Genomic DNA, 21,968 nt, shown 5'->3' with positions numbered 1-21,968 from the left:
GCGGCCCGAGGCAGGGCCGAGCGGCCCCCTCAGGGCCCGCCCGGCGCCGGGTCCCCGGCACCCTCCGCGAGCCCGGCCAGCAGCGACTCCGCCTCCGCGCGGTGCTCCGGGGCGTCCTCGGCCAGCACCGCGCGGGCCAGCTCCGCCGCCGCCTCCCGGTCGCCCAGGTCCAGCCGGATCCATGCGGTCAGCAGCTCCGCGGCGAGGCGGTCCGACCGGCTCTCCGGGCCCGCCTCCCGGTAGGCCGCCGAGGCGCGCTCGGCGTAGGACAGCACCTCGGACAGGTCCGCCTCCGGCGCCCGGGCGAGCAGTTCGGCGGTCCGCCGGTAGGTGTCGCCCAGCCCCGCCGGATCGTCGCCGCAGGCCTCCGCCGCCGTCGCCATCAGCGCGCGCCCCCGTGCGTCCGGGCCCGCGATCCAGGCCCGGACCCGCAGCGTGCGGACGTACGCCGGGACGTCGCCCAGCGCCTGCCACAGCTCCCCGGCCCGCTCGAACGCGGCCGCCGCCGGCTCATCGAGCTCCGCCCGCAGCAGCGCCTGCGCCGCGAGGTTCGCCAGCATCGCGTGGTCGTGCTGGTCCGGCCAGGCCGCCGCGAGCTCCGCCGCCCTCAGCCACTGCTCGGCCGCCGACCGGGGCTCCGCCACGGCCATCAGGCAGTCGCCGAGCCACCACAGCGACTGCACGACCGTCCCGTCCCCGTGCTCCTCCACCGAGAGGTCCGGCAGCACCGCCTCCAGGACCGCCGCCGCCTCCTCGCACCGGCCCTCGCGCAGCAGCCAGCCGCCGAGCAGATGGCGCGCGTACGCCCCGAGCCCGCGGCCCTCGTCCGCCTCGTCCGCCCAGTGCGCCGCCTCCAGGCCCTGCTCGGCCGCCTCGCCGAACCGGCCCGCCGCGCCGAGGACCTCCGCGAGCCGCAGCCGCAGCCGCGCCTGGCCGGAGGGCCCCGCGTACCCGGCGCCGTGCTCCAGGGCCGCCCGCGCCGCCCGCTCGGCCGTCGCGAGGTCGCCGCCCCGGTGGGCCAGGGCCGCGAGCCGGGCCTCGGGCTCCACCGCGAACCAGGGCAGCCCGGCCTCGAGGAAGAGCTCCGCCGACCGCTCGTACCGCCCGGCCGCCCGCCCGGCGTCGCCGTCCCGCGCCGCCGCGTCGCCGAGCAGCCACTCGGCCTCGGCGACGCGGTCGGCGACGTCGGCGGTGCCGGCCGCAGCGGCGGGGGCCACGGCGCCGGGGTCGGTGGAGGCGCCGGCGGTGCCGGTGGCGGACGCGGCCTCCGCGAACGCCAGGACCTCCTCGGCCGCCTCGGCCGTCCCCAGGACACGGGCCCGCAGCAGCAGCGCCCCCGACACCTGGCGGGCCGTCGCCGTCCCCGCCCCCTCGTACAGCTCGCGCAGCCGGGCGACCGGCTCCGCGAAGGCCGCCGGATCGCCGAGCGCGTACGCGGCCCGCGCCCGGGCCGCCCAGGCCTCGCCGGGCGAGCCGGCCGCCTCGTACCGCTCCGCCGCCGACCGGAACAGGGCGGCGGCCTCCTCCGGGTCCGCCAGGGACATCGCGCGGTGGTCGGTCAGCTCCGCCTCGGCCGGCGCGTCGAGCTCCACCAGGCCCTCCGCCACCGCCCGGGCCAGCGCCGCCCAGGCCGCGTCGGCCTCCGGACGCCGCTCCGCCGTCATCCGCCGTGCCTCGGCCAGCAGGTCCCGCGGGGCCGCCGAGGTCACCGGGACGGGAGCCGGGGCCCGCGGCGGTACGGTCGGGCCCGCCGCCCGGACGCCCAGCGGCAGCCGGTCCACCAGCGGCTGCGCCGCCATCTGCTCCCGGGCCAGCCGGCTCACCCGGTCCGTGCCGTTGCGCTCGTCGAAGCGCGCCGCCAGCTCCTCCGCCCGCCCGCGCGCGTGCCGGGCGAGCTCCGCCGCCGTCCACTCCCGGTCCGCGGGGCCCGGCACCCGCTGCCCGCCGAGCCCGCGTGCCACCAGCCGGTCCATCAGCAGCGCCGTCACGGCCAGGAAGTCCAGCTCGCTGTCCGGGTCGCCGTGGTCCGTGAGGTACGCCGGGCGCTCCGCGAGCAGCTCCAGCGCCCGCGCCTCGTTCCCGGTCAGCGCGCAGAACTCGATGTGCTGCGCCATCGCGCCCCGCATGCTCTCCATCGGCCGCACCAGCCGGTGGCCGCGCAGGTGGTTCGCCCGCGCCTGCTCCGTCCGGCCGAGCCGCAGCAGCGGCAGCAGCGAGGAGGCCAGCACCGCGTGCGGCTCGTGGGCGCAGGTGTGTTCGCCCTCCAGGACCGGCGCCCAGACCGCGAGCGCCGCCTCGTCGTCGCCGAGTTCGGCCAGCCACAGGCCCTGCCCGTGCAGCTCGCAGGCGTGGCAGTCGGCCATGTCGTCCCGCTCGGCCGCCAGCCACGCCGCGTACGCGCGGGCCGCCCGGTCGAGGTCGCCGATGTGCCGCGCCACCCGGAACTCACCCTGCCGCACCGCGCGTTCCGAGTGCCCGGCGAGCCGGTAGCGGTGCTCCATCTCGCCCAGCCACTTCTCGATCGAGGCGAGCGGGATGTGCGGCTGGTCGAGCATGCCGCTGGAGACCCACTTGAACACCCAGTGCAGCGCATACGTCTCGTACGCGTCGAAGTCGGCCGGGTTCTGGTCCCACATCCGCAGCAGCCGCGAGAAGGGCACGAACATCTTCGCCTTCTCGGAGCTGTAGTTGTACACCTGCAGCTGGTGGCCGAGCGCCTCGATGACCGCGAGGGGCTCGCCGATCCGCTCCGCCTCCGCGAGCAGCCGCTCGGCGCGCGCGTTGCGCTCCGGGCCCTCGGGCCGGCCGTGGTTGTCCCGCATGGCCTCGCGCAGGGCCTGGAACTCCGGGCTCGTCATCCCTCCGTCCCCCCGTCGGCGCCGTGCGCGGTGCTCCATTCGAGGAGGCCGAGGAAGGTGCGGTTGAGGAGGGCGTTGTCGGCGGGGCGGAGCGGGCGTTGGGCCATGAGGAGGGCTTGTCCGTAGAGGGCTTCGACGGCGGTGGCGGTGAGCCGGGGGTCGTCGAGGGCGCTGATGCGGCGGACGAGCGGGCTGTGGTGGTTGAGGACCAGCCGGGCGCGGGGCGCGCTGCCGCGCAGGGAGCCGAGGATCCCGGCCCACAGGTCGTCGGCCTGCTCCGCGGCCTCGGCCCGCGCCTGCTCGTGGCGGGCGGTCCGGTCGTCCAGGTGCAGGGCGGGGACGGTCACCGGATGGAAGGAGCGCAGCGACACGTCGCAGCCCAGGGCGTCCAGGGTCGACCGGGCCACCGACAGGAAGCCGGACAGGGCCAGCTCCCGGTCCGGGTCGACCGCGTCCAGGTGCGCCGTCACGGTGTCCGCGTCGAGCTCGGCCACCACCGTCCCCGGCCGCACCTCCGGAAGCCGCGCGAGCAGCTCCGCGTCGTAGGTGTATCCGCCGTTGACGACGCCGATGCCCTGGGCGGCGGCGATGGCGGCGACCTGGCGGAACTCCTCGACGGTGCGGGTGAAGTGGACGACGCGGTGGCGGCGGGCGAACTCGTCGAGGGAGAGCTGTCCGTCGGTGGTCTCGAAGGGGAGCCAGGGCAGCATCGCCGCCAGGATCCCGTCGTCGTGCCGGGCCAGCGACTTCACGCCGAGGTGGTGCACGGACAGGAACTGCCCCAGCCGCTCCGGCGATCCGGCGGCCAGCCCCGTGAGCCAGTCGCGGATCGCCTCGCCCAGCGCGTCCCGCACCCCCGCCAGGGCCTCGTCCTCGTACAGCGACTCCCGGGAGGCCGTGGGCCGCAGGGTGTCGGTGTCCAGGACGCAGCGGACGAAGAAGGCCCAGTCCGGGAGCAGCCCGTCGGCCTTCTCGGTCAGCAGCATCCCCTTGAGATGGACCCGGTGCCCGGCCCGCTGCGCCGGACTCACCGCCGACGGCAGCACGTACGCCACGCCCCGGATGCCCGCCAGCGGCAGGTCCAGGTCGATCGAGTCCAGCGGACCGAACCCGAACTGCTCCTGACAGTGCGCCGCCAGCGCGACCCGCCGCGCCGCCGGGCTCGGGTACGTCCGCTCCCACGGCGCCGGCAGCTCGGCGACCGGCTCGTCGCCCACCCGGATGTCGTGGGGGAGGAGGTTGCCGTAGTGGCGGGCGAGGGTGAGGGCGCGGTCGTGGGTGAGCCAGTCGGTGGTGCCGGGGCGGGCGGTGAGGTGGACGGTGGTGCCGGGTTCGGGGTGTGCGGTGTGGTGGAGGGGGGTGACGGTGTAGGAGCCGTCGTCGTGGGCGCGCCATTCGACGGGGGGTGCGTCGGGGGTGCGGGCGGAGCGGGAGACGACGCGGATCTCGGCGGCGACGACGAAGCAGGCGAGGAGTCCGATGCCGAACTGGCCGAGGAATTCGGTGCGGGCGGTCTCCAGGCCGTGGGTGGTGTCGCGTTTGGAGCTGCGGCCGATGGTGGCGAGGAGGGTGTGGACGTCGGTCTCGGTGAGGCCGATGCCGGTGTCGGTGATGCGCAGGGTGGTGCCGTCGGCGTGGATGCGGACCGTGGCGGGTGCGTCGGGGTCCAGGGCGCGGCGGGCGGTGAGTGCGTCCACGGCGTTCTGCAGCAGTTCGCGCAGGTAGACCCGGGGGCTGGAGTAGAGGTGGTGGGAGAGCAGGTCCACCAGGCCACGCAGATCGACCTGGAACGTGTGCGGTGTCTGGTCAGCAGTCATCGTCGCTGCGCCGGTGGGGGGACGGGCGACGGCGCGGGTCGGGCGATCCCGGCGTCCGGTGATCGCGGGGGAGGAGCGGAAGAGCGGCCATCCTAGGCGCCACGGCGCCGACGTGACCAACCGGTATCCACGGCCTGCGCGACGACTGTCGGTGCCGTGGTGTGCAATGGACCGCGTGCCTGCGCTCGACGAACCACTGAAGAAGCCGCTCGGAGCCGCCACCGCCGCGGCGACGGCCGGAGCCGCGCCCGCCCGCGGGAGGTGCCGTGCGGCTCGCTGACCCGCTGAAGGGCCTCCTCGGCGCCGCCACCGCCAAGGTGATGGCCGAGCACATGGACCTGCACACGGTGGGCGACCTGCTCCACCACTACCCCCGCCGGTACGCGGAGCGCGGCGAACTGACCGCGCTCGCCGACCTGCCCCTCGACGAGCACGTCACCGTCGTCGCCCAGGTCGCCGACGCCCGGGTGCACACCTTCAACAAGGGCGGGCGCGGCAAGGGCCAGCGCCTGGAAGTCACCATCACCGACGGCAGCGGCCGCATGCAGCTGGTCTTCTTCGGCCGCACGGTCCACTTCCACCAGAAGGAACTGCTGCCCGGCCGGCGCGCCATGTTCGCCGGCAAGGTCGGCCTCTTCAACCGCAGGCTCCAGCTCGCCCACCCCGAGTACAAGCTGCTCGACGCCGAGAGCAGCACCGAGACCGTCAAGGCCTTCGCGAGCGAGCTGCTGCCCATCTACCCGGCCTGCAAGCAGCTGGAGTCCTGGACGATCGAGCAGTCCGTGGCCATCGCCCTGGACTCCATGGCCGCCACCGGCTGGGCCGGCCTCGCCGACCCGCTGCCGCCCGCCCTGCGCGAGGGCCGGGGCCTGACCGACCTGGCCGACGCCCTCGTCAAGGTCCACCGCCCGCACACCAAGGCCGACATCGCCGACGCGCGCGACCGCCTCAAGTGGGACGAGGCCTTCGTCCTCCAGGTCGCCCTCGCCCGCCGCCGCCACGCCGACACCCAGCTCCCCGCCGTCCCCCGCCGCCCCTCCGCCGACGGCCTCCTCGACGCCTTCGACGCCAAGCTGCCCTTCACCCTCACCGAGGGCCAGCAGAAGGTCTCCCGGGAGATCTTCGACGACCTCGCCACCGACCACCCCATGCACCGCCTCCTCCAGGGGGAGGTCGGATCGGGCAAGACGATGGTGGCGCTCCGCGCCATGCTCGCCGTCGTCGACGCCGGGGGGCAGGCGGCGATGCTCGCGCCGACCGAGGTGCTCGCCCAGCAGCACCACCGGTCGGTCACCGAGATGATGGGCGAGCTCGCCGAGGGCGGGATGCTCGGAGGGGTCGAGCACGCCACCAAGGTCGTGCTCCTCACCGGCTCGATGGGCGCCGCCGGGCGCCGGCAGGCGCTGCTCGACCTGGTCACCGGCGAGGCGGGGATCGTCATCGGCACCCACGCCCTCATCGAGGACAAGGTGCAGTTCCACGACCTGGGCCTGGTCGTCGTCGACGAGCAGCACCGCTTCGGCGTGGAGCAGCGCGACGCCCTGCGCGGGAAGGGCAAGCAGCCGCCGCACCTGCTGGTGATGACGGCGACGCCCATCCCCCGGACGGTCGCCATGACCGTCTTCGGCGACCTGGAGACCTCGGTCCTCGACCAGCTGCCGGCCGGGCGGTCCCCGATCGCCAGCCATGTGGTCCCCGCCGCCGACAAGCCGCACTTCCTCGCCCGTGCCTGGGAGCGGGTCCGCGAGGAGGTCGAGGGCGGCCACCAGGCGTACGTGGTCTGCCCCCGGATCGGCGACGAGGAGGACCGGAAGCAGAAGCGGAAGGCGAGCCCCGAGGACGAGGCCGAGAAGCGGCCGCCGCTCGCCGTCCTGGAGGTCGCCGAGGGGCTGCGCACCGGGCCGCTCGCCGGCCTCCGGGTCGAGGTGCTGCACGGCAGGATGCACCCGGACGACAAGGACGACGTCATGCGCCGCTTCGCCGCCGGCGAGGTGGACGTCCTGGTCGCCACCACCGTCATCGAGGTCGGCGTCAACGTGCCGAACGCCACCGCCATGGTGATCATGGACGCCGACCGCTTCGGCGTCTCCCAGCTGCACCAGCTCCGCGGTCGCGTCGGGCGCGGCTCCGCGGCGGGCCTGTGCCTGCTGGTCACCGAGATGCCGGAGGCGAGTCCCGCCCGGCAGCGCCTCGGCGCCGTCGCCTCCACCCTCGACGGCTTCGAGCTCTCCCGTATCGACCTCGAACAGCGCCGTGAGGGCGACGTCCTCGGCCAGGCCCAGTCCGGGGTCCGCTCCTCCCTGCGGATGCTCACCGTCATCGACGACGAGGAGGTCATCACCGCCGCCCGCGAGGAGGCCACCTCCCTCGTCCTCGCCGACCCCGACCTCACCGCCCACCCCGAGCTGCGCACCGCCCTCGACGCGCTGCTCGACAAGGACCGCGAGGAGTACCTGGAGAAGGGCTGACCGGCGTCCGCCCGGTCCGCTCCGGCGCGGACGGCCATAAGCTGGTGTGCACGCACTGGCTTATGGATGACGAGGACCCCAGATGACCCGCGTGATCGCCGGCAGCGCCGGCGGACGCCGACTCGCCGTGCCGCCCGGCACCGGCACCCGCCCCACCTCCGACCGGGCGCGGGAAGGCCTCTTCTCCACCTGGGAGTCGTTCCACGGCATCGAGGGGGCCCGCGTCGCCGACCTGTACGCGGGCTCCGGCGCCGTCGGCCTGGAGGCGCTCTCCCGCGGCGCGGTGCACGCCCTGCTGGTCGAGGCCGAGCCGCGGGCCGCGCGGACCATCCGGGAGAACATGACCGCGCTCGCCCTGCCGGGCGCCGAGCTGCGCACGGGCAGAGCGGAGCAGATCGTGACGGGCCCGGCGCCCGCGGAGCCGTACGACCTGGTCTTCCTCGACCCCCCGTACGCCGTCTCCGACGACGATCTTCGAGAGATCCTCCTCACACTCCGCTCGGGGGGCTGGATCACCGGGGACGCGCTCGTCACCGTGGAGCGCAGCACCCGGGGCGGCGAGTTCGGCTGGCCGGACGGCTTCGAACCCATGCGGGCCCGTCGCTACGGCGAGGGAACGTTTTGGTACGGTCGCGCCGCCTCTACGTGCGAAGACGCACGATGACCGGACCGGAGAGCGAGGGACCCACGTTGCGCCGCGCCGTCTGTCCGGGGTCATTCGACCCCATCACCAATGGACACCTCGACATCATCGCCCGCGCCTCCAAGCTGTACGACGTCGTGCACGTCGCGGTGATGATCAACCAGTCGAAGAAGGGCCTCTTCACCGTCGACGAGCGGATCGAGCTGATCCGCGAGGTCACCGCCGACTTCGGCAACGTCGAGGTCGAGTCCTTCCACGGGCTGCTCGTCGACTTCTGCAAGCAGCGCGACATCCCCGCCATCGTCAAGGGGCTGCGGGCCGTCAGCGACTTCGACTACGAGCTCCAGATGGCACAGATGAACAACGGGCTCTCGGGCGTCGAGACCCTGTTCGTGCCCACCAACCCCACATACAGCTTCCTGTCGTCCTCGCTGGTCAAGGAGGTCGCGGCCTGGGGCGGAGACGTCTCCCACCTGGTGCCGGCGGCGGTCCTCGGCCGGCTGACCGAGCGGCTCGCCGAGCGGCGCCCGGGGCAGTGACCCCCGGCCACCGCCGCTGACGCTCCGTCACCAGGTCCCGGACGGGGCCCGACTGGCCTTACAGTCGTCCCGTCCGTCTCCATCCAGCTGTAGAGAGTGGCGAGCACCGGTGGACGTGCAGAAGAAGCTCGACGAGATCGTCGCGACGGTCCAGAGCGCCCGTTCCATGCCCATGTCGGCGTCCTGCGTGGTCAACCGGGCCGAGCTGCTCGCCCTGCTCGAAGAGGTGCGCGAGGCCCTGCCCGGCTCGCTCGCCCAGGCGCGGGAGCTGCTCGGCGGCCGGGAGCAGATGGTCGAGCAGGCCCGCCAGGAGGCCGAGCGGATCATCGAGGCGGCGCACGCCGAGCGCGGCTCGATCGTCTCCGACAGCCAGGTCGCCCGCCAGTCCCAGGGCGAGGCGGACCGCATCCTCACCGAGGCCCGCCGGGAGGCGGAGGAGATCCGCGCCGAGGCCGACGACTACGTCGACTCCAAGCTGGCCAACTTCGAGGTCGTGCTCAACAAGACGATCGGCTCCGTCGACCGCGGCCGCGAGAAGCTGCTCGGCCGGGGCCCCGGCCTCGACGCGGACGGGTACGCCGACGAGGACGCCCCCGAGTACAGCGCGGACCCGCAGACCCTGATCCACCGTGCCGACGCCTACGTGGACGCCAAGCTGGGCGCCTTCGAGGCCGTCCTGTCCAAGACCCTGGAGGCCGTGGGCCGCGGCCGGCAGAAGCTGAACGGCCGGATCGCCTCCGACGACCTCGGCGAGCACATGGCCGCGCAGGACGCGGCCGGCGCGCCGGTGCACACCAGCGACGCCGACTACCTGGCCGGCCTCGCGGAGCTGGCCGACCCCGAGCCCGTGCAGATCCCGCAGCAGCAGGCCCCCCAGCAGCCGCAGCACGACCCGTACGGCTACGCGGCCCAGCAGCAGGTCCCGCAGATGCCCCAGGTCCAGCCGGTCCCGGTGCAGCAGGCCGACCCGTACGGGTACCAGCAGCAGGACCCGTACGCGTACCAGCAGCCGCAGGCCGACCCCTACGGGTACCAGCAGCAGTACGGTTACGAGCAGCAGCCGGCCCAGCCCGCGCACCAGCCGCAGGCCGCCGCGCTCGACGAGACCAGCTTCTTCGACACGAGCATGATCGATCTGGAGCAGCTGCGCCGCTACGAGCAGGGGCACTGAGCGGGCGCGGACGGTGACCGGGCTCCGGTCGGGCTCGGTGCGGGCCCGGATTGGGCCCTGAGCGAAGCGTCCAGTATCCTGGCTCTTCGGTCGCGCGTATCCCGCGATCCATGCTGCCCTCGGTCGGCAGCCCCCCTCACGTTGTGAACGATCCGAAAGCAGGAAGAGCCCTGAGCACGCGCCTCGACCACCGCGACCCCCTCGTGTTCGACACGCACGAGCTGGGGCGGCGTCCTGGCGCCCTCCAGCGGATCTCCCGCACGGTCGACGCCCCCAGGGACCTGGGTGTCGCGGGGGTCATCGGAGTGCCCGAGGGCGCGCCGGTGGAGATCGATCTCCGACTCGAGTCGGTCATGGAAGGGGTGCTTGTCACAGGCACCGCCCGTGCATCGGCCGAGGGGGAGTGCGTAAGGTGTCTGGAGTCCGTGGAGCTTGAGCTCGACGCGGACTTCCAGGAGATGTTCTCGTACCCCGACTCCGACGACCGGGGCCGCTCCAAGGCGGCCGCGGACGACGAAGCCGAGGACGACGAGGACATGATCCCCCTCGAGGACGGCATGTTCGACCTCGAGCCGGTGCTGCGTGATGCGGTGGTGCTCGCACTGCCGATGCAGCCGGTGTGCCGGGAGGACTGTGCAGGCCTGTGTTCCGAATGCGGGATCAGCCTGAACGAGAACCCGGACCACCACCACGACGCCGTCGACATCCGTTGGGCGGCACTGCAGGGACTCGCCGGTTCGCAGGGAACCGATGAGAAGGACAATTTGAGCGGCACAGCCTCTGACGGGGACGTCCGAAGCGCCGCCGAGAAGCAGGAGAAGTAGCCGTGGCTGTTCCGAAGCGGAAGATGTCGCGCAGCAACACGCGCCACCGCCGGTCGCAGTGGAAGGCTGCGGTCCCCACCCTGGTTTCGTGTGAGCGTTGCCAGGAGCCGAAGCAGCAGCACATCGCGTGCCCGAGCTGCGGCACCTACAACAAGCGCCAGGTCCTCTCGGTCTGAGTGGCTGGTGAGAGGCACGATGTCTGACCACGTCAACACAGCCTCGTCCCACACGCTTCTGGAAGGGCGGCTCGGGTATCAGCTCGAGTCCGCCCTTCTGGTGCGTGCGCTCACCCACCGTTCGTACGCGTACGAGAACGGCGGTCTGCCCACCAACGAGCGTCTGGAGTTCCTCGGGGACTCCGTGCTCGGCCTGGTGGTCACGGACACGCTCTATCGCACCCACCCCGACCTGCCCGAAGGCCAGCTGGCCAAGCTGCGGGCCGCGGTGGTCAACTCGCGTGCGCTGGCGGAGGTGGGCCGCGGCCTCGAACTGGGCTCCTTCATCCGGCTCGGCCGGGGCGAAGAGGGCACGGGCGGCCGGGACAAGGCCTCCATCCTCGCCGACACCCTCGAAGCGGTGATCGGCGCGGTCTATCTCGACCAGGGTCTCGACGCGGCGTCCGAGCTGGTGCACCGGCTCTTCGACCCGCTCATCGAGAAGTCCTCGAACCTCGGCGCAGGCCTGGACTGGAAGACCAGTCTCCAGGAACTGACCGCGGCCGAGGGCCTGGGTGTGCCGGAGTACCTCGTCAGCGAGGAGGGTCCGGACCACGAGAAGGTCTTCACGGCTGCCGCCCGCGTCGGTGGTGTCTCGTACGGCACCGGCACCGGCCGCAGCAAGAAGGAAGCGGAGCAGCAGGCCGCGGAATCCGCGTGGCGCGCCATTCGCGCGGCCGCGGACGAGCGGGCGGCGGCGGCCGAGGCCGCCGTCGACAGCGCCTCCGCCAACGGTGGGGAAGAGGTCGCCGACCCCTCTTCCGCCAAGGACCAGGCCTCGGCCTGACCCTTCGCTTCCCGATGCCCCCGCCCCTTCCAGGGGACGGGGGCATCGTCGTGCCCGGCGGTTGTAGGCTGCGGACATCACCCGCAGGAACCGTCCAGGAGGAGTCCCGTGCCCGAGCTGCCCGAGGTCGAGGTCGTACGACGCGGTCTTGAGCGATGGGTCGCCGGACGGACCGTCGCCGAGGTCGAGGTCCTGCACCCCCGGGCCGTGCGGCGCCACCCGGAGGGCGGCGCCGACTTCGCGGCCCGGCTGGAGGGACAGCGGTTCGGCACCGCGCGGCGGCGCGGCAAGTACCTGTGGCTGCCGCTGGACGAGGCCGACGCCTCCGTGCTCGGCCATCTCGGCATGAGCGGCCAGCTGCTCGTGCAGCCGGAGGACGCGGCGGACGAGAAGCACCTGCGGATCCGGGTCCGCTTCGCCGACGCGGCCGGCACCGAGCTGCGCTTCGTCGACCAGCGCACCTTCGGCGGGCTCTCGCTGCACGACACGGTCCCGGGCAGCACCGACGGGCTGCCCGAGGTCATCGCGCACATCGCGCGCGATCCGCTGGACCCGCTCTTCGACGACGCCGCCTTCCAGGCCGCGCTGCGGCTGCGGCGTACGACGATCAAGCGGGCGCTGCTCGACCAGTCGCTGATCAGCGGCGTCGGCAACATCTACGCCGACGAGGCGCTGTGGCGGTCGAGGCTGCACTACGACCGCCCGACCGCGAGCCTCACCCGGCCGCGCTCGGCCGAGCTCCTCGGGCACGTGCGGGACGTGATGAACGCGGCCCTCGCGGCCGGCGGCACCAGTTTCGACTCGCTGTACGTCAACGTGAACGGCGAGTCGGGCTACTTCGACCGCTCGCTCGACGCGTACGGGCGGGAGGGCGAGCCGTGCCGCCGCTGCGGTACGCCGATGCGCCGGCGCGCGTGGATGAACCGGTCCAGCTACTTCTGCCCGCGCTGCCAGCGCCCGCCACGCGTCACGCCGTGACGGCACGCTCCGCGTCGTAGTTCTCGCGGGCGGCCAGCACCTGGTCCATCCGGCCCTCGACCAGGTGGATCAGGCCCAGCAGGCGCTCCGCGACCTCCTGGCCCAGCGGAGTGAGCCGGTAGTCCACGCGCGGAGGGTTGGTGGGCTGCGCCTCGCGGTGCACCAGGCCGTCGCGCTCCAGCGCGTGCAGCGTCTGGGACAGCATCTTCTCGCTGACGCCGTCCACCCTGCGCCGCAGCTCGTTGAAGCGGAAGGTGCCCTCGTGGAGCGCGCCCAGCGTCAGGCTGCCCCAGCGGCCGGTCACGTGCTCCAGGGTGCCCCGCGAGGGACAGGCCTTCGCGAAGACGTCGTAGGCGAGGTCGTCGGCGTCAGTCATGCCCCCACCGTACTCCCGCGCAGCGCTTACGACCACGCCTGCGCTCACCAAAGGTTTGCGCTTTCGAAAAGTTAGTGCTCTACTTCTGGTGTCCCCGGGAGGTGTCCCCGCACCCCCCGACCGAGCTGTTCGAGGAGCCTCCTGTGACCACGCCCGTCGTCTCCATCGCCTACCACTCCGGCTACGGCCACACCGCCGTCATCGCCGAGGCCGTCCGGGACGGTGCCGCCGACGCCGGCGCCACCGTCCACCTGATCAAGGTCGACGAGATCACCGACGCCCAGTGGGAGCTGCTCGACGCCTCCGACGCGATCGTCTTCGGCTCGCCGACCTACATGGGCACCGCCTCCGGCGCCTTCCACCAGTTCGCCGAGGCCAGCTCGAAGCGCTGGTTCGCCGACGCCTGGCTGGACAAGCTCGCGGCCGGCTTCACCAACTCCGCCTCGAAGAGCGGCGACAAGCTGCACACCCTGCAGTTCTTCCAGACCCTCGCCGGCCAGCACGGCATGACCTGGGTCAACCTGGGCCTGAAGCCCGGCTGGAACAGCAGCACCGCCTCCGAGAACGACATCAACCGCCTCGGCTTCTTCTCCGGCGCCGCCGCCCAGACCCCCAGCGACCTGGGCCCGGAGGCCGTCCACAAGGCCGACGTCGCCACCGCCGAGCACCTCGGCCGCCGCGTCGCCGAGACCGCCCGCACGTTTGCGCTCGGCAAGGCCGCCGCCTGACGTCCGTGCCGAAGGCTCCATGGGAAAGGCCCCGTCACCGCAGTGGTGACGGGGCCTTCCGCGTGCGCGTACGCACGGGGGCGCGGGGGATCAGTAACCGAAGTCCTGGGTCCACCACGGACCGCCGTCCGCGAAGTGCACTCCCACGCCCAGCGTCTTGTAGTCGCAGTTCAGGATGTTCGCGCGGTGGCCGTCGCTCGCCATCCAGGACTTCATCACCGCGGCCGCGTCCACCTGGCCGCGGGCGATGTTCTCGGCGCCGAGCCCGCTGACGCCGGCCCGGGTGGCACGCGCCCACGGGGTCAGACCGTCGGGGTCCGTGTGGTCGAAGAAGTTCCGCGCGGCCATGTCCGCGCTGAAGGCGCCGGCCAGGGCCGCGAGGTCCGCGTCGGAGCGGATCGCGACGCAGCCCACCTTCGCGCGCTCGACGTTCACCAGCCGGACGACCTCCGCCTCGGCGGCGGCGGCGCGGTCCGCCAGGGGGCGGACGGTGGCCGGCGGCGCGGGGGCCTCGGTGGTGGGGGCCTGGGTGGGCCGGGCGGTGTGCGAGGGCTTCGGCGCCGGGGCCTTCGGGCTCGGCTTCGCGGTCGGCTCGGTGGCGGTGGGCTTCGGCGCGGGGGTCGCGCTCGTGGAGGGGGCGGCCGGGGTGGCGGCCTTGCCGTTCCCCGTGCCCGAACCCGAACCCGTACCCGTACCCGTGCTCCTCGAGGCCGGGTCGCCGGCCGGGGTCACCGAGGCGCCCCCCTGCGTGGTCAGGCTCGGCGCCTGCTGCGTGGCGACGCGCTGCTCGCCTCCCGCACCCGAGCCCGCGCTGCCCACCGTGAACGTGTCGCCGCCGGGCAGCAGGCCCGAGGTGACCGCGATCGCGCCGAGGGCGACCGCGGCGGAGACACCGAGCAGTCCGGTGCGTACCGGCGCGCCGCGTCGCGCGCCCCGATGGCGTCCCATCCGCTCTGCCTCCCTGTGAGGACGATCTTTGCTGGTGTTTGCTTCTGTGGATGCTTCCGAACGGGACGCGTCCATGTGGGTGACTCCCGTTCCGTCGGGACTGTACGGCATGACATGCGGGGCTGACGTGCTCCTTCCGTAATCCGCCCGTTAGCGTGCAGCCATGAATGACGACGTACGGATGACCGCCTGGGTGCGCGGCCGGGTACAGGGAGTGGGCTTCCGCTGGTTCACCAGGGCAAACGCGCTGGAGATCGGAGGGCTCGTGGGCTTCGCCCTGAACCTCGACGACGGCCGCGTGCAGGTCGTGGCCGAGGGGCCGAGTGACAATTGCCACCGTCTGCTGGACTGGCTCCGTTCCGGCGACACGCCCGGGCGCGTGGACGGAGTCACTGAGATCTGGGACACGCCCCGCGGCATCTACGAGACCTTCGCGATCCGCTGAGACCCTTCGACGATCTCGTCCGAGCGCCCCGCGCGGCGCCCCCGGAGGGGCGCGCGGGGGGCGCTCACGGCGTACGGAAAAGGGTCGCCGGGAGCGGAAACCTCCTGGTGGTTGCCAAGAAGGGCTTGCCGTGCCAGGCTGCCCGAGTAAGGATGATCTCCACGCCCCCCGGGCACCGAGTTGCGAGGCGCCGCCGCCCTTCCCGCGGCCGCAGGCCCCCCGGTGATCCCTTGATACGGGGTGTGATCGTGTTGACCGTCAAACTTTTTGGTGAGACTCTGGAAGCCCCGCGCACCTCAGCTGTTCGACCGTGAGAACCGGCACGACAAAGAGCATGGTCGGGCACCGCGGGTGCGAATCCCTCACGACCCACACCGCTTCGGTCGGTCACTCAGTGTGGAGGACCATCCATCATGGCAAAGGCGCTTCTCGGTTACGTCGGCGGCTCCGACCCGCGACTCCTCGCCGAGATGCGACGGCTTCAGCAGCGCGTCCAGGACCTCGAGTCCGAGCTGGTTCGGATCCAGTCCGAGAACGACGCGCTCGCCGCTGCCGCCGCACAGCACGGAGACTCGCTGCTGGACAGCATCGACCTCGACGTTCCCAAGGCGGAGCCTGCGCTCACCTGACGCCCCGTGCCGGGGCACCGGTGAGAAACACTCTCGCTAGCACAGCTAGGCATGCAGCACGGCAAGATATGCAAGGGGCGCCTAGGCGTCCCTTCTTTCTTGCCTCTTCCTCACGGCTCTGCCGGGTCTTCTCGGGTCTTTCGAGCGCCCTCCCCCGTCCCCCGGGTCACACCCTCCTTGGCGGAGGGTCTGCCCTGCGCGTTCGCGGGTGAAACACACGACCCCGGGTAGAGTCCGCAGGCGTGCATCTCAAGGCCCTGACGCTCCGCGGTTTCAAGTCGTTCGCCTCCGCCACCACGCTGCGGTTCGAACCCGGGATCACCTGCGTCGTCGGCCCCAACGGCTCCGGCAAGTCCAATGTCGTGGACGCGCTCTCCTGGGTCATGGGGGAGCAGGGCGCCAAGTCGCTGCGCGGCGGCAAGATGGAGGACGTCATCTTCGCCGGCACGACCGGGCGGCCCCCGCTCGGCCGCGCCGAGGTCTCGCTGACCATCGACAACTCCGACGGCGCGCTCCCCATCGACTACGCCGAAGTCACGATCACCCGGATCATGTTCCGCGGCGGCAGCAGCGAGTACCAGATCAACGGCGAGACCTGCCGGCTGCTGGACATCCAGGACCTGCTCTCCGACTCCGGCATCGGCCGCGAGATGCACGTCATCGTAGGCCAGGGCCAGCTGGACTCCGTCCTGCACGCCGACCCCATGGGCCGGCGGGCCTTCATCGAGGAGGCCGCGGGCGTCCTCAAGCACCGCAAGCGCAAGGAGAAGGCGCTGCGGAAGCTGGACGCGATGCAGGCCAACCTCGCCCGCGTCCAGGACCTCACCGACGAACTGCGCCGCCAGCTCAAGCCGCTCGGCCGGCAGGCCGCGGTCGCCCGCCGGGCCGCCGTCATCCAGGCCGACCTGCGCGACGCCCGGCTGCGGCTGCTCTCCGACGACCTCGTACGCCTCAGGGAGGCGCTGAGGACCGAGCTCGCCGACGAGGCCGCGCTGCTCGCCCGCAAGGAGTCCGCCGAGGCCGAACTGAAGGCCGCGCTCGCCAGGGAGGCCGGCCTGGAGGACGAGGTGCGCCGCCTGGTGCCCCGGCTCCAGCGCGCCCAGCAGACCTGGTACGAACTCTCCCAGCTGGCCGAGCGGGTGCGCGGCACCGTCTCGCTCGCCGACGCGCGCGTCACCAGTGCGACCGCCGGGCCCGCCGAGGAGCGGCGCGGACGCGACCCGGAGGACCTGGAGCGCGAGGCCGCCCGGGTCCGCGAACAGGAGGCCGAGCTGACGGCCGCCCTGGAGGCCGCCGAGCGCGCCCTGGAGGACACCGTCGCCCACCGCGCCGACCTGGAACGCGCCCTCGCCGTCGAGGAGCGGCGGCTCAAGGACGCGGCCCGGGCGATCGCCGACCGCCGCGAGGGCCTGGCCCGCCTGCACGGACAGGTCAACGCGGCCCGCTCCCGCGCCGCCTCCGCCCAGGCCGAGATCGACCGGCTGGCCGCCGCCCGCGACGAGGCGCGGGAGCGCGCCGCCGCCGCGCAGGAGGAGTACGAGCAGCTGCGGGCGGAGGTGGACGGCCTCGACGCCGACGACACGGAGCTGGGGGAGCGGTACGAGGCCGCCCGCCGGGAGCTCGCCGAGGCGGAGTCCGCGCTCGCCGCCACCCGCGAGGCCCTCGGCGCCGCCGAACGCTCCCGCGCCGCGGCGGGCGCCCGGCGCGACGCCCTCGCCCTCGGCCTGCGCCGCAAGGACGGCACCGGCGCGCTGCTCGCCGCCGGGCTCACCGGCCTGCTCGGCCCGGCGGCCGAGCTGCTGACCGTCACCCCCGGCTACGAGATCCCGGTCGCCGCCGCCCTGGGCGCGGCCGCCGACGCCCTCGCCGTCACCGGCCCGGCGACCGCCGCCGAAGCCCTCCGCCTGCTCCGCAAGCAGGACGCGGGGCGGGCCTCGCTGCTCCTCGCGGGCGCGCCGGAACCGGCCGCCCAGGACGCGCCCCCGCCGGCCGGAGCGGTGCCCGCAGCCCCGCTGGTCTCGGGCCCCGGCGAACTCCTGGGGGCCGTGCGCCTGCTGCTCCGGGACGTCGTCGTGGTCGAGGGGCTGGACGAGGCCGTCGAGGTGGTCCGGGCCCGGCCGGGACTGACCGCGGTCACCGCCGAGGGCGACCTGCTCGGGGCGCACCTCGCCCAGGGCGGGGCCGCCGGTGCGCCCAGCCTCCTCGAAGTGCGGGCCTCGGTCGACGAGGCGGCGGCGGAGCTGGCCGGTCTCGACGTGCGCTGCGCGGAGCTGGCGGCCGGTCAGGAGGCCGCCGCCGAACGCCGGCGCGAGGCCGCCGGGCTCGTCGAGGAGCTGGGCGAGCGGCGGCGGACCGCGGACCGGGAGAAGTCGGCGGTCGCCCAGCAGCTCGGGCGGCTCGCAGGGCAGGCCAGGGGCGCCGCGGGAGAGGCCGAGCGGACCGCCGCGGCCGCCGCCCGCGCGGGCGAGGCGCTGGAGAAGGCGCTGGCCGAGGCGGAGGAGCTGGCGGAGCGGCTGCTGGTGGCGGAGGAACTGCCGGCCGACGAGGAGCCGGACGCCTCGACCCGTGACCGGCTCGCCATCGACGGCTCCAACGCGCGCCAGACCGAGATGGAGGCCCGCCTCCAGGTCCGCACCCACGAGGAGCGGGTCAAGGGCCTGGCCGGCCGGGCCGACTCCCTGGACCGCGCCGCCCGCGCCGAGCGCGAGGCCCGGGCCCGCGCCGAGCAGCGCCGGGCCCGGCTGCGCCACGAGGCGGAGGTCGCGGCCGCCGTCGCCGCGGGCTCCCGCCAGTTGCTCGCCCACGTGGAGGTCTCGCTGGCGCGCGCCGAGCGGGAGCGGGCCCTGGCGGAGGCCGCGAAGGGTGCCCGCGAGGAGGGGCTCGTCGCGGCCCGCAACCGGGGCCGCGACCTGAAGGCGGAGCTCGACAAGCTCACCGACTCGGTCCACCGCGGCGAGGTCCTGGGTGCCGAGAAGCGGCTGCGGATCGAGCAGTTGGAGAGCCGTTCGCTGGAGGAGCTGGGGGTGGAGCCTGCCGCGCTGGTCGACGAGTACGGCCCCCACCGGCCCGTACCGCCGTCGCCGCCGGCCGAGGGCGAGACGCTGCCGGACGATCCGGAGGACCCGCGCAACCAGCCGCGGGCGTTCGTCCGTTCGGAGCAGGAGAAGCGGCTCAAGGCCGCCGAACGGGCGTACCAGCAGCTCGGCAAGGTCAATCCGCTCGCCCTGGAGGAGTTCGCGGCCCTGGAGGAGCGGCACCAGTTCCTCTCCGAGCAGCTGGAGGACCTGAAGAAGACCAGGGCCGACCTCCTTCAGGTCGTGAAGGAGGTGGACCTCCGGGTCGAGCAGGTCTTCACCGAGGCGTACCGGGACACGGCCCGCGAGTTCGAGGGCGTCTTCTCGCGGCTCTTCCCCGGCGGCGAGGGCCGGCTGGTGCTCACCGATCCGGACGACATGCTCCGGACCGGCATCGACGTGGAGGCCCGCCCGCCGGGCAAGAAGGTCAAGCGGCTCTCGCTGCTCTCCGGCGGCGAGCGCTCGCTGACGGCCGTGGCGCTGCTGGTCTCCATCTTCAAGGCCAGGCCCAGCCCGTTCTACGTGATGGACGAGGTCGAGGCGGCGCTGGACGACACCAACCTCCAGCGGCTGATCCGGATCATGCAGGAGCTCCAGGAGTCCTCGCAGCTGATCGTGATCACCCACCAGAAGCGCACGATGGAGGTCGCCGACGCGCTCTACGGCGTGTCGATGCAGGGCGACGGCGTCTCCAAGGTGATCAGCCAGCGGCTGCGCTGACCGGGAGATCCTCCCCCCGGCCCCTCAATCTCTTCAAGGGTTGAACTCAAGCCACCTTGTGGTGCCTATTAAGTCACACGACATCGACTATTGACTTCGAAACTTGAAGGCATAGTCTCTGCAACGTTGCTTTTACCTTCATGTGGTGGGCGGCGTGAAGTTGTGCGCCACTTGAAGGGCTCGCCCCCCCACCGCACCGGCGACGCTGCCGGAGCCCCGAGGAGTCCTCGTGACCACCACCGACAAGGCGTCCACACCGCCGCCGTCCGAAGGCCGTTCGGCCCATCCGGACCACATCGGACACGTCATCTTCATCTCGGCCTCGGCCGCGATGGGCGGCTTCCTCTTCGGCTACGACAGCTCCGTCATCAACGGCGCCGTCGAGGCCATCCGCGACCGGTACGACATCGGCTCCGCGGCCCTGGCCCAGGTCATCGCCATCGCGCTGATCGGCTGCGCCATCGGCGCCGCCACCGCCGGCCGGATCGCCGACCGCATCGGCCGCATCCGCTGCATGCAGATCGCCGCCGTGCTCTTCTCCATCAGCGCCGTCGGCTCGGCGTTGCCCTTCGCCCTGTGGGACCTGGCCTTCTGGCGCATCATCGGCGGCTTCGCCATCGGCATGGCCTCGGTGATCGGCCCCGCCTACATCGCCGAGGTCGCCCCCGCCGCGTACCGCGGCCGGCTCGGCTCCTTCCAGCAGGCCGCGATCGTCATCGGCATCGCCATCTCCCAGCTGGTCAACTACGGCATCCTCCAGCTGGCCGACGGCGACCAGCGCGGCAAGATCGGCGGCCTCGAGGCCTGGCAGTGGATGCTCGGCGTGATGGTCGTCCCCGCCGTCCTCTACGGCCTGCTCTCGTTCGCGATCCCCGAGTCCCCGCGCTTCCTCATCTCCGTCGGCCGCACCGACCGCGCCAAGGAGGTGCTCGCCGAGGTCGAGGGCCACGGCGTCGACCTGGACCACCGGGTCGCCGAGATCGACCGGGCCATGCGCAGCGAGCACAAGTCCACCTTCAAGGACCTGCTGGCCGCCGGCAGCAAGTACCGGCTGCTGCCGATCGTCTGGGTCGGCATCGGACTCTCGGTCTTCCAGCAGCTCGTCGGCATCAACGTCGCCTTCTACTACTCGGCGACCCTCTGGCAGTCCGTCGGCATCGACCCGTCGAGCTCCTTCTTCTACTCGTTCACCACGTCGATCATCAACATCGTCGGCACCGTGATCGCGATGGTCCTGGTCGACCGGGTCGGCCGCAAGCCGCTCGCCCTCGTCGGCTCCGTCGGCATGGCGATCGCCCTCGCCTTCGAGGCCTGGGCCTTCTCCGCCGACCTCGTCGACGGCAAGCTGCCCACCACCCAGGGCGTCGTGGCGCTCGTCGCCGCCCACGTCTTCGTGCTCTTCTTCGCCCTCTCGTGGGGCGTGGTCGTCTGGGTCTTCCTGGGCGAGATGTTCCCGAACCGGATCCGCGCCGCGGCCCTCGGCGTCGCCGCCTCCGCGCAGTGGATCGCCAACTGGGCCATCACCGCCAGCTTCCCGTCCCTCGCGGACTGGAACCTCTCCGGCACGTACGTCATCTACACGGTCTTCGCCGTGCTCTCGATCCCCTTCGTGCTCCGGTACGTCAAGGAGACCAAGGGCAAGGCGTTGGAGGAGATGGGCTAAACCCCGCTGCCCCTCTCCTCGCACACGAGACCGCCCCGCCCGAGGCCCCGCGCCCCGGGCGGGGCGGTTCGGTCATCCGCGGAGCCGGGGCAGCACGGCGTCGCAGAACAGCCGTACGCTCCGCCAGCCCTCCTCGACCGGCATCCCGCCGCACAGCGGATGCAGCACCAGGCTCTCCAGCTCCCGCCCGAGCGCCACGCACTCCTCGGGCGTCACCACCCGGTACACCCCCTCCGCGCGCAGCTCCGCCACGCTCCCCGCGGCCGAGCGGACCGCCGACCTGATGTCCTTCGACTGCCAGGAGGCGTAGGTGCGGGCCTCGTGCAGGAAGTGCTCCCCGTGCTCCGCCCAGGTCCGGTCCGGGTCCTCCGACACGTGCAGCAGCGGGGTCTCGCGGGCCGGCATCATCGTCCAGCCCTCGGTGCCGTGCGCGGCGCACTGCTCCTGGTAGTACGTCTCCAGCTCGGGAAGGTGCGCGCTCGGGAAGAACGGCAGCCCGAGCCGGGCCGCCCGCCGGGCCGCCGCCTTCGAGGAGCCGCCGACCAGCAGCAGCGGGTGCGGCTGGGTGAAGGGCCGCGGGGTGATCCGCACCGTACGGCCCCGGTACGTGAAGGGCTCGCCCGACCAGGCGGTCAGCAGGGTCTCCAGGAGCAGGTCCTGCAGCTTGCCGCGGCGGCCCCAGTCGACCCCGCGCTCCTCGTACTCCTCCGGCCGGTAGCCGATCCCGGCGACGGTCACCAGCCGGCCCGCGCTCAGCAGGTCCAGGACCGCGATCTCCTCCGCGAGCCGCAGCGGGTCGTGCAGCGGGCCGATGATCGCGGAAACGGTGACCGCGATCCGCCGGGTGGCGCCGAAGACGGCTCCGGCGAAGGCGAAGGGGGAGGGGAGCCAGTTGTTGACGGCCCCGTGGTGCTCCTCGGTCTGCACGGTGTCGACGCCGTGCGCGTCGGCGTGGGCCGCCATCTCGACGGCCGCCCGGTAGCGGGCCGACAGGGAGGCCGGGTCCGCGTGCGGATCCACGAGGTTGAACCGGACGACGGTGAACGGCATGGGAAGTCCCCCTCCACGGGTGCGTCGGAGGGGGA

The 21,968-nt window shown here is 73.2% G+C and carries 18 protein-coding genes; 13 read left to right on the top strand and 5 right to left on the bottom strand.

The window, feature by feature from the left end; translation table 11 throughout:
* Positions 1-29 precede the first annotated feature (29 nt).
* Together ABD981_RS37325 and ABD981_RS37320 are read right to left on the bottom strand one after the other, a co-directional pair.
* Positions 30-2,858 carry a hypothetical protein gene (locus ABD981_RS37325; protein ID WP_046905454.1) on the bottom strand — a complete coding sequence of 943 codons (2,829 nt, stop codon included), beginning with the start codon at positions 2,856-2,858 and terminating at the stop codon, positions 30-32.
* Entirely contained in the window at positions 2,855-4,675 is a 1,821-nt protein-coding gene (locus ABD981_RS37320; protein ID WP_345530554.1) for an HSP90 family protein, read from the bottom strand. Before ABD981_RS37320 ends, ABD981_RS37325 begins: the two co-directional genes overlap by 4 nt.
* A gap of 266 nt (positions 4,676-4,941) precedes the next feature.
* On the opposite strand from ABD981_RS37320, the gene recG reads away from it, so the two are divergent.
* From recG to mutM, 8 genes are all read left to right on the top strand, one after another.
* Complete coding sequence (gene recG / locus ABD981_RS37315; protein WP_046905456.1) at positions 4,942-7,143, top strand: ATP-dependent DNA helicase RecG; 2,202 nt, start codon at positions 4,942-4,944, stop codon at positions 7,141-7,143.
* Between the two features lie 82 nt (positions 7,144-7,225).
* Complete coding sequence (gene rsmD, locus ABD981_RS37310; protein ID WP_046905457.1) at positions 7,226-7,807, top strand: 16S rRNA (guanine(966)-N(2))-methyltransferase RsmD; 582 nt, start codon at positions 7,226-7,228, stop codon at positions 7,805-7,807.
* Positions 7,808-7,833: 26 nt separating this feature from the next.
* A complete protein-coding gene (gene coaD / locus ABD981_RS37305) occupies positions 7,834-8,325 on the top strand; it encodes a pantetheine-phosphate adenylyltransferase (RefSeq protein ID WP_205628095.1) in 492 nt (163 codons plus the stop codon).
* 109 nt (positions 8,326-8,434) lie between these two features.
* Complete coding sequence (locus ABD981_RS37300; RefSeq protein WP_046905459.1) at positions 8,435-9,496, top strand: F0F1 ATP synthase subunit B; 1,062 nt, start codon at positions 8,435-8,437, stop codon at positions 9,494-9,496.
* A gap of 110 nt (positions 9,497-9,606) precedes the next feature.
* Complete coding sequence (locus ABD981_RS37295; RefSeq protein ID WP_046905460.1) at positions 9,607-10,320, top strand: YceD family protein; 714 nt, start codon at positions 9,607-9,609, stop codon at positions 10,318-10,320.
* A 2-nt stretch (positions 10,321-10,322) separates the two neighbouring features.
* A complete protein-coding gene (gene rpmF / locus ABD981_RS37290; RefSeq protein WP_030496967.1) occupies positions 10,323-10,496 on the top strand; it encodes a 50S ribosomal protein L32 in 174 nt (57 codons plus the stop codon).
* Between the two features lie 19 nt (positions 10,497-10,515).
* Positions 10,516-11,322 carry a ribonuclease III gene (gene rnc, locus ABD981_RS37285; RefSeq protein WP_046905461.1) on the top strand — a complete coding sequence of 269 codons (807 nt, stop codon included), beginning with the start codon at positions 10,516-10,518 and terminating at the stop codon, positions 11,320-11,322.
* A gap of 108 nt (positions 11,323-11,430) precedes the next feature.
* A complete protein-coding gene (mutM, locus tag ABD981_RS37280; protein ID WP_046905462.1) occupies positions 11,431-12,300 on the top strand; it encodes a bifunctional DNA-formamidopyrimidine glycosylase/DNA-(apurinic or apyrimidinic site) lyase in 870 nt (289 codons plus the stop codon).
* Here mutM and ABD981_RS37275 read toward each other — a convergent pair.
* Complete coding sequence (locus tag ABD981_RS37275; RefSeq protein WP_046905463.1) at positions 12,290-12,676, bottom strand: winged helix-turn-helix transcriptional regulator; 387 nt, start codon at positions 12,674-12,676, stop codon at positions 12,290-12,292. The genes mutM and ABD981_RS37275 overlap by 11 nt on opposite strands.
* 143 nt (positions 12,677-12,819) lie before the next feature.
* Here ABD981_RS37275 and ABD981_RS37270 point away from each other — a divergent pair, with 143 nt between their 5' ends.
* Positions 12,820-13,404 (top strand): flavodoxin family protein, encoded by a 585-nt coding sequence (locus tag ABD981_RS37270; RefSeq protein ID WP_046905464.1) that lies wholly within the window; start codon positions 12,820-12,822, stop codon positions 13,402-13,404.
* A gap of 90 nt (positions 13,405-13,494) precedes the next feature.
* Here the strand turns inward: ABD981_RS37270 and ABD981_RS37265 are convergent, their stop codons facing one another.
* Complete coding sequence (locus ABD981_RS37265; protein ID WP_046905465.1) at positions 13,495-14,352, bottom strand: CAP domain-containing protein; 858 nt, start codon at positions 14,350-14,352, stop codon at positions 13,495-13,497.
* A gap of 163 nt (positions 14,353-14,515) precedes the next feature.
* Between ABD981_RS37265 and ABD981_RS37260 the strand changes: the two genes are divergently transcribed.
* The 4 genes from ABD981_RS37260 to ABD981_RS37245 all read left to right on the top strand — a co-directional run bounded on the left by ABD981_RS37260 (position 14,516) and on the right by ABD981_RS37245 (position 20,883).
* Positions 14,516-14,797: an acylphosphatase gene (locus ABD981_RS37260; RefSeq protein ID WP_046905466.1), complete on the top strand. Its 282-nt coding sequence runs from the start codon at positions 14,516-14,518 to the stop codon at positions 14,795-14,797.
* 413 nt (positions 14,798-15,210) lie between these two features.
* Positions 15,211-15,426 carry a hypothetical protein gene (locus ABD981_RS37255; protein ID WP_046905467.1) on the top strand — a complete coding sequence of 72 codons (216 nt, stop codon included), beginning with the start codon at positions 15,211-15,213 and terminating at the stop codon, positions 15,424-15,426.
* Between the two features lie 242 nt (positions 15,427-15,668).
* The gene (gene smc / locus ABD981_RS37250) at positions 15,669-19,220 is read left to right on the top strand and encodes a chromosome segregation protein SMC (RefSeq protein WP_046905468.1); all 3,552 of its coding nucleotides are present in this window, start codon (positions 15,669-15,671) and stop codon (positions 19,218-19,220) included.
* Positions 19,221-19,449: 229 nt separating this feature from the next.
* Positions 19,450-20,883 (top strand): sugar porter family MFS transporter, encoded by a 1,434-nt coding sequence (locus tag ABD981_RS37245; RefSeq protein ID WP_046905469.1) that lies wholly within the window; start codon positions 19,450-19,452, stop codon positions 20,881-20,883.
* A gap of 72 nt (positions 20,884-20,955) precedes the next feature.
* Here the strand turns inward: ABD981_RS37245 and ABD981_RS37240 are convergent, their stop codons facing one another.
* Positions 20,956-21,933: an LLM class flavin-dependent oxidoreductase gene (locus ABD981_RS37240; protein ID WP_046905470.1), complete on the bottom strand. Its 978-nt coding sequence runs from the start codon at positions 21,931-21,933 to the stop codon at positions 20,956-20,958.
* Between the last annotated feature and the right edge of the window lie 35 nt (positions 21,934-21,968).

The sequence above is a fragment of the Streptomyces showdoensis genome (assembly GCF_039535475.1).
GTDB lineage: Bacteria > Actinomycetota > Actinomycetes > Streptomycetales > Streptomycetaceae > Streptomyces > Streptomyces showdoensis.
The sequence above is the reverse complement of the archived record's forward strand: the minus strand, read 5'-3'. Positions and strand labels throughout refer to the sequence as shown.